The sequence below is a fragment of the Fodinibius sp. SL11 genome, assembly GCF_052060035.1.
Lineage (GTDB): Bacteria > Bacteroidota > Rhodothermia > Balneolales > Balneolaceae > Fodinibius.
The window spans coordinates 104,050-111,642 of sequence record NZ_JBPOEA010000009.1; the positions used below are offsets into that span (position 1 = coordinate 104,050).

Below are 7,593 nucleotides of genomic sequence, written 5' to 3' on the forward strand. Positions count from 1 at the left end.
ATAATGATGTTTCAACTAAATATGCGAAAAAAATTAGTAATCATTATCAAAATTTATTGTAATAAATAGTAGGTATAGAAAAGTTTAAAATAAGCAGTGTAGCTACACTCTAATAAAAAAGGCCGATTATGGAGATGCCCATAATCGGCCTAATAGTTTTAATTAAATATTATTTTAATTCAATTGGTTGACTTTTAAGAGTTAGTCCGGATACTCCTGGATTAGTCACCACCAACCGGTACGTACCCGCATCAGAGCTCTGGGCATCCGTAATTGTCAGGCTTCGGCTGGTCGCTCCCGAAATATCAACCCCATCCTTCTGCCACTGGTAACGGTTGTCGGAATGACCGACCACGTCCGCAAAATCATCGATAGTAATTGTGGATCCTGTCGACAAATTGATCGTCCGTGACTGTCCGAAGGGTTGCTGGGATCCATATTTAAATATTGTTAATCCCAGACCTTGATACAGCTGGAAGATGGTCTTGCCTCCGCCATTGGATGGCTTCCACAGCATGTTCTTGAATACATACCGATTGCCCGAGAAGTTTACCCGGCTCAAATCTTTTACCCGATCCGTGCCCCATGCTAGGTTCGGCCAGTTTTCCGGGCCGATATTATTATCTTGGACCAAAAGGTTTCGTAGCTTTCTCTGGCCGGTCAAGTCCGTGGTACCCATGCTGGTAAAGTTATTACCTCCAAATTCAGCCTGAATAATACCGGTGCTATTTTGCCATAGCTGGGCCGGAATAGCCCCCTCCATACTGTTCCAGTAACTTACGTTGACGACCTGCATCCCGCTTTTTACCTGCGTGGGGAAGGATCCGGTCACTCCGGTATTATCTAAGGAAAACCCAATATTAAATGTTTTAAAATCAGGTAAGGTGCCATCCATAAACTCTTGGGGGAACGACCCGCGCGTATTCGTGAATGGAGCCGTGAATTTTACCAAACTGGTCATCCCCGAAAAATCGACTTGGTCAAAGTCAATCGTAAGGTTCCCATTCTCATTTAACCGTACCATTTTAAGATTTGATAAATTCCCAAATCCTGCTGGCAGCGATCCGGTTACCCATCCGTGATTATTATGACTTGACTTTCCTACTCCCAAAGCAAGATGCTTCAGGTTATTCATATCTGTAATTCCTTTGGGAAACGGTAAATCGGCCACATTGTTATTATTATGAATGTTAAGCCCTTCAAAGCTTTGTATGTCAAAAAGTTCTACGGGTACAGAGCTTATCCCATCAAAGGCTCCCTTAGCCGAGTCGGTCCAATTGAGCACCAACCATTTGAGATTGCTAAGATTCCCCCAATTGGATGGTACTGCGCCAGTAAATATGTTTCGTTCGCTTCCTTTGTCTTTACCTGGATGAAAATCATAGGTATAACCGCCTGGGGCTTGGACATATTCATGAGGATGTTCATTTTTAGGAACCACATCGTCAGAATACGACAAATATAAATACTTCAAGTTGGTAGCGTTGCCCAACTCAGCCGGTAATTGGCTATTTAAACTGTTAAAGGCAACCGAAAACAATCGCATCTGTGTGAGATTGCCCAGTTCAGGTACGTCAATACTGCCGGATAACCCATTGTTATGCAGGTCAAGCTGCGTTACTCGAAGTTCCCCGTCTATACTTTCAACGGTAACTCCATAAATATTATCGCCCAGCGACATCCCGGAGGACGACCACCCTGCTCGGTTTGACCAACCACTGCCCCCTGCCGATTGATACAATGCTTCTAGGGCCGCTTCATCTCCTGATTGACTGCCTTCTACAGGTGCAGTAGATTCTGACTCTGTAGTAAAACTATATACAGTAGACCAGTTACCAGAATCGCCATCTCCATTTACCTGAACTCTCCAGTAATAGGTCTGGCTGTAATCAAGACCCGAAGCGTCATATGTTGACTCGGTAACAGTTTCATCAATTACTGGAGAAGAGAATGAACTGTTTGCTGCAAGTTGTATTTGGTAATCACTGGCACCGGATACCGTTTCCCAATCTAATGTTAGGTTAACAGGTTGATAGCTGGAACCATCTGATGGAGAATTCAAAGAAACCGATGAACTTCCGGAACCATCGCTTCCACCTGATCCAGTAGTAAATCGGTGGATTTCTGACCAATCTCCCTGTGTATCACCAGCAACTGCTCGTACTCTCCAGTCATGGCTTGTTTGTGTAGCTAAATCAGCTTCAGGAGAAAATGTAGTTCCTTCAACTTCTGTCTCTATGACCATTTCAGAAGGATCAATACTGTTAGCATGTAAAATATAATATTCTGCTCCATCAACCTTTTCCCATTCAAAAGTAGGTTGCAATGCAACCTCGGTTGCTCCATCATTAGGGGAAGTCTGGACGGGTGCTGTTAAATCAGTAGAATCACTTGATGGTACTTCCTTGGTAAAATCAAATACTTCAGACCATTCAGTGGGTGCAGAATCTACAATTGGAGCAACACGCCAATGATAAATACCATCAGCACCTGATAATACAACTGCCACATCAGAGGCTGCTACTACAGAATCCTTTACCAAATCATTAAAATTTTCATCTTGAGCCAATTGGAAGTGATAGTCTGCAGATTCAGATACTGCACTCCATTCAAATTTAGGAATTTCTGTATTTAAGACTGTGTCATCATCAGGTGATTGCAATTCGACAGTGACGGGTTCTATATCACTTGACGAAGTTGAAAATTGCCAGGTTTCTGACCAAGGGCCTTCATGGTTTTTCTTAAAAGGTTTTACACGCCAAAAATAAGTGGTTTCTGCATCTAAGGGTGGCTTAGTAAAAGAGCTGCCCTCAATCATGCTGTCTAATAATGTGGATTCAAAATCATCAGATTTGGATAATTGAATCTTATAATCTTTTGCTCCTTTTATCCGTTTCCAATTCAGATCTACTTGTAAAGACTGATTGGTTGAATTATTTGTGGGAGAAATTAACTGTGGTACTGGCAATTCCTCTTCATTGTCTGAGGGATCATTCGTACTCGTTAATGAATCTTGACATTGGGTGAAAATTACAAGCAAGAATATGCCTGTTATGAGGTATAGAATTTTCGATCTCATTATACTATGAGTGGTTTGGGGTTTAAACTCCCAGAAAAGTGGGGTTCTTTTCTGGTAATAGACGTTCCGTTTATGATATTTTAAACGTAATGATTACAATACTTTAGGGGTAACCACTACATCAAGTTCATACCCAAACCTACAACCTTTGTTCCAGCTTTATTATTTTTTTTTAATAAAAAAGATGGATTTATAAAAGAATGGCTCGCAATCAATTAAATGATCGCTATCAAAAAAAGAAACCAATGAAGAGAAAATAATATTCTTCTATTGAAATAATATTGTTCGGATATTGATACATTACTACAACAAAAATGGCAGATTTTAAGATGGAATAATAGAAGTCTAAGATAGTTCAGGTGTAGAACTCTTTCCAGTCGGGATTATTAGACTATTCCTGTAATATTTCAATTTTATCAACTTTTAGGGAAGCCTACAGCAGTTCTAAATCAGTTTTAGAAAAGTTATTATTGCTAATAATAAAATCTTTTTTTTCTATACGTGAAAGGGCAGCTATGTCAGCCAACTCATTGGTACTTCATTGGACATATTGTTATTCTGAATAACAAAGAAATTGTTGGCCGTCGTTAGAGGTATCAATCATTGACACCGTTCCGGCAAAATCGGTGTCGTTGGAACGCCAGTGGTATAACTGACTCACGCCCTACAAGGGCGCGAAATGTTTATCAAAGTTTGTTACATTATCCCAATCTCAAATTCATCCCCCTCTTTTGCGTACAAAGATAGGATATCAATTTGCCCAAAATTAAATACCTATTTGGGTAAAGAGTCCGCAATTTCTCTATATCGCTAATCTTTTCCTAGATCAATCCTGTCAAATAATTAAAAATTGTTACCTGGCTACTAGAGTCAAAACTAAACGATTTTTTAAATTTCAATAAGGGTTCCAATTAGCAATTATTCCGACATCAATTTTAGTTCAAGTTCAGCTAATAAAGCTTCAACCATCCAACCCTGAGCATTGAAAGCCCCTTCATGCCAAGTTAATTCTTTATCCCAGTATCCTTTACATGGATAATACCCTTCTTTGACAAAACCATAGCTAATCTCAACAATCAGTGGTTCACCGTTTTTAAATACATAATCAATCGCTAAACATTGACTATTGATTCTTTCAGCTACTTCAAAAGACAATTGAATAACCTCCTCATCAAAATATTTTTTTTCATAAAGAATGTCTCCACTGCCTGATGCTCTAAAATCACCTTCTCTCACTAAACGCTTTATTCCAAATGCCTTTTCATTGATAACAATTACACGGATGTCATGATCATTATTTTCGATAAAATCCTGAAAATAACTATATCCCCTTTCATTGCCTACAATTTTTGCAAACTCAGTACTATACCCTAATCGGATTATCCCTTTTATAACATTCCAAAAACCAGAATGCCCTTTTCGGTATTTATACCATCGCTCTTTTAAGTTTGTAATTTTATTGTACTGGCTAAATCCGCGGCCAAATGCTTTATATATTAATTTTTTTGCCTCTGATTTATTTCTTACGAGTTTTACATGAGCAGAACCTGCCCCACGACGTAGTTTAAAAACCTTTGGGAAATCTGTTTCCCCTACCCATTTCAAAGCTACTTCTTTATCATAAAAAACATAGGAAGGAACCAATGGAGCTTTTATTGACTCCAAAAGATATTTTTGTCCTACTTTATCGTCAAAATGCCAGGCTGTATGGAAATCAGGAAATACTAATTTCCCTGCTATTTGCAGCGAATACAAAAGCTGCTTGGCAAACAATACCTCTTTCGGGTTTGATTGGTTGAAATGCCACATTAAAGCATCAAAACCCTTCATTTGATCTATAATATCAGAATTGTAACAATCTACAATGCCATATGGAATACTATTTTTCTGACAATATTCGATCCATTTTGAACTAAAATCATTCTCTTTATGATGAATAGCAATCTTCATAATCGGTTTTATTTTAAAGCCCAATGATTGGATTTGCAGTAATCAATAACTTCTTCAGTAAATTTTCCAAAAAATGGTTTCCCTCCGTACTGCAAAAATCTTATAGACTGACCATATGTGTTTAATTCGATAATTCTCCAATTACCTATTTTATCTAAGCAGGCATCAAGAGCAAATATTCTGCTATAAAAAACCTTACTTCCAATTTTTATAGATAATTTTTTCAATTCTTCAATTTCTGGTATTTCACAATCAAACTTTATTTTTGTGTTTGGATGTTCCCTATACCTTGTACCATGCTTATCAACAGCATAACCATTAAGAAAACCGTCATCTCTAATAAGAGTATTGATTCCTCCTGCTGCTTCATTATCCAATGATCCATCCTTACCCATCCTTAGAGCCATCGATAAAATATGAAGCTCATCATCTTTTACAGATCTGTATAGGAAAACCTTTATGGTATTCAGGCTATTAGGATATAATCTGTTAAAAAAATCGTGCTGTTCAATTTTTTCCTGAATAACAAAATTTTCTCTTTCTGTTGCTAGTGTTAGTAATTCTTCCGCGCTGTTAATAATATTAATATCCATTCCACCGTATGAATCTTTATTCGGTTTTAGTATAACAGGATAATCGATAAGCTTCGCTTTCTTTTCCAGTTCAGCTATGTTGATCTTCTCCAAATCTTTATTCATATATTGCCCATCGATTCGGTGTAACAGATCTTTAGGAAAGATACCGGTCGGAAACCATCTGTTATAAAAGCTCTTTATCCCAATGTAATCAACTGATTTATCAGTGATCAAACTAGGCTCAACATCTGCAACATAGATATCTTCTGGAATTATTTTTGGATTGGTACCACCTGAGATATTATTAGAAATTCTCAAAGTTGTTAAATCAGGTTTATTCCTAAAAAGAGACCAAAGTTGCTTATGTTTGTTTTCAATTACAGGATCACAAGGTTTTTTATAATGATCATTTCCCGTTATTACACTATCATGGCGTCTATTCCATGATTTTTTTGCTCCTCTTATCCTTGCATAGTAATAGAGTAAATTTTTAAGCTTTTTTTTATTACTTAGGTCTTTGCTTATTAGAATATTTCTGGCTATTTCATTCATTTTATACACCAATCATTTTACCAAGTTGTACAGAATTCATGAACTCGACATCGGGCCATTTTTTCACAATCTCTGACAATAATTCTTTTAATAATTTCAAATTGTTATCCCGATTTTTTTCATCTATAAAACCAACATAATTTAAGCGATGCGAACAAATAACTGCTGGTTTTTTCATTCTAAAAGCAACAGTGATATCCTTCAAGCATTGAACTACTGAATCTATATTACCTCTATTTAAAGAAGGCTCAAAAATGCCATTCCGAACCAAATATCGTTGCCCAAATTCATTCTGCTCCCCTAATTTATAGCTGCTTAAATGGATAGAACCATCAAACTTTGGCTCTTTCATTTTTCTGCGCCCCTGATAATATCGTACCCCATTTTTTGACATTTTTTCATCAAAGTCAGGACTCCATAGGTAATTTGGAGGAATAAATGATTCCGATCGATAGCCCATCATATTTTCAAATAGATCTAACCCCTCAAGAATAATTTCCAACTTATCCTCCTTATCTTGTTGATTAACAAAACGTAAAGCTTCTACATATTTATTTCCTCCCTGTCCTTCGCCTTTAGCAATACATCCCGGCATCCCATGTTCAAAACCGAATAAAACATCTTCATTGTGTTGTTGAAGTGCATTTATAAAAAGAGAAACATTTAAATGCTCTCTTCCATGTGACTGAGGATAAAACAAACCTCTTTCTTTACCCTCTTTCCACAAGTTTAAACAATTTGAATGCCTTGGATAACGTTCAAAAGTTTTAGTAATCAATTCAAAAAAATACTCTTGGTATTGAGAGGACTTTATTTTTTCAAAGTCAGGATTTGCTACCAAAGCATTAGCAGTAATTACAGCAGGGTTCGCATTCTTATCTTTGATTGAATTCAAAACTCCAAATAGTAATTCTAAATCATCCTCACTTGCCAAACTGTCAACCCGCTCATAAACTATTTGATCAACTCGATATCCCGATTTTAGACATTTTTGATAGACCTTTTTCGAAGGCATCCGAATACTCCCCCAGTCATCACTCTCAAAAACCACAATCTTTCGATCAGTTCTCCAGCCAGGGATGTTGACCAAGTTACGGGATGCTATTTTTTTAATTTTTGGGAACATATGTTTTCTATAAAATCATTTTTATTGCATCATTCAGGGAGATGTGTTCTCCCATAAAAAACATCGCAACAATAGGGTTTCCCAATACCGCAGTAGCACTCATTGAATAAAGACCTATGCGAAATGCCACAACGATAAATAACATTAACGCTGGAGCCGTAACCCACACCAATCGCTCCATAGCCACCCCCTGTTCTCTATTTTGTATATATAAGATAATTAAAACCAGAGCTACTAAATTTGCAATAGATGAATATCGGCCTCCTGACGGCAGAGAACTAAACAAGTTGGCAATCCCACAAAACAATAAG

General features: G+C 37.2%; 5 protein-coding genes. All 5 read right to left on the bottom strand.

Annotated elements, in window-relative coordinates:
• Positions 1-169: 169 nt before the first annotated feature.
• Positions 170-3,079, bottom strand: a complete 2,910-nt coding sequence (locus ACQ76V_RS11265) for a hypothetical protein (protein WP_441000602.1) — start codon at positions 3,077-3,079, stop codon at positions 170-172.
• A 918-nt stretch (positions 3,080-3,997) separates the two neighbouring features.
• Positions 3,998-5,029: an ATP-grasp domain-containing protein gene (locus ACQ76V_RS11270; protein WP_441000603.1), complete on the bottom strand. Its 1,032-nt coding sequence runs from the start codon at positions 5,027-5,029 to the stop codon at positions 3,998-4,000.
• 8 nt (positions 5,030-5,037) lie between these two features.
• Positions 5,038-6,156: a sugar-transfer associated ATP-grasp domain-containing protein gene (locus tag ACQ76V_RS11275; RefSeq protein ID WP_441000604.1), complete on the bottom strand. Its 1,119-nt coding sequence runs from the start codon at positions 6,154-6,156 to the stop codon at positions 5,038-5,040.
• Between the two features lies 1 nt (position 6,157).
• Positions 6,158-7,282 carry a hypothetical protein gene (locus ACQ76V_RS11280; RefSeq protein WP_441000605.1) on the bottom strand — a complete coding sequence of 375 codons (1,125 nt, stop codon included), beginning with the start codon at positions 7,280-7,282 and terminating at the stop codon, positions 6,158-6,160.
• 7 nt (positions 7,283-7,289) lie between these two features.
• Positions 7,290-7,593, bottom strand: a 304-nt coding sequence (locus tag ACQ76V_RS11285) for a hypothetical protein (protein ID WP_441000606.1), incomplete at its 5' end; no start/stop codon positions are given.

Coding starts and splice junctions, on each gene's coding strand:
- ACQ76V_RS11265 (WP_441000602.1), bottom strand. CDS start 3,079: ATGAGATCGAAAATTCTATACCTCATAACAGGCATATTCTTGCTTGTA.
- ACQ76V_RS11270 (WP_441000603.1), bottom strand. CDS start 5,029: ATGAAGATTGCTATTCATCATAAAGAGAATGATTTTAGTTCAAAATGG.
- ACQ76V_RS11275 (WP_441000604.1), bottom strand. CDS start 6,156: ATGAATGAAATAGCCAGAAATATTCTAATAAGCAAAGACCTAAGTAAT.
- ACQ76V_RS11280 (WP_441000605.1), bottom strand. CDS start 7,282: ATGTTCCCAAAAATTAAAAAAATAGCATCCCGTAACTTGGTCAACATC.